The organism is Kosakonia sp. H7A, from assembly GCF_003028445.1.
GTDB classification, from domain to species: domain Bacteria; phylum Pseudomonadota; class Gammaproteobacteria; order Enterobacterales; family Enterobacteriaceae; genus Kosakonia; species Kosakonia radicincitans.
In genome coordinates this window covers 1-473 of sequence record NZ_PYTZ01000103.1, presented here as the reverse complement: position 1 = coordinate 473, position 473 = coordinate 1, and the positions used below count along the sequence as shown (strand labels likewise).

The following is a 473-nucleotide window of genomic DNA, read 5'->3' as shown; positions in this document are numbered from 1 at the left end:
GCCGCGCGCACGTGGTTCTCCTTGAGCATCACCGTATCGAACAGGCCGATGCGATGGTTCTCGCCTCCGCCGCAGCGCACGGCGTACTTCTGTGCCAGCCGCAGGCCGGGCAGGGTCTTGCGCGTGTCGAGGATGCGCGTGCCCGTGCCGGCTACGGCCGCCACGTGATGCGCGGTGGTGGTCGCGGTGCCGGACAGCGTCTGCAGGAAATTCAGCGAGGTGCGTTCGGCGCTCACCAAGCTACGGCTGCGGCCGGCCAGCGTGGCCAGCACGGTGCCCGCTGCCACGCGATCGCCTTCGGATACGCGCCAATCGATCCGCACGTCCGGATCCAGCGCGCGGTGGCAGGCGTCGAACCACGGGCGGCCGGCGATCACGGCGTCCTGCTTGCACAGCAGGTAGGCGATATCGCGGGTATCCGGCAGCAGGGCGGCGGTCACGTCACCGCTGCCGATGTCCTCGGCCAGGGCGCG

The 473-nt window shown here is 70.6% G+C and carries 1 pseudogene; it reads right to left on the bottom strand.

Annotated elements, in window-relative coordinates:
- Positions 1 to 473 (bottom strand): annotated as a pseudogene (locus CWM66_RS28425) (nicotinate-nucleotide diphosphorylase (carboxylating)); the annotation flags it as partial.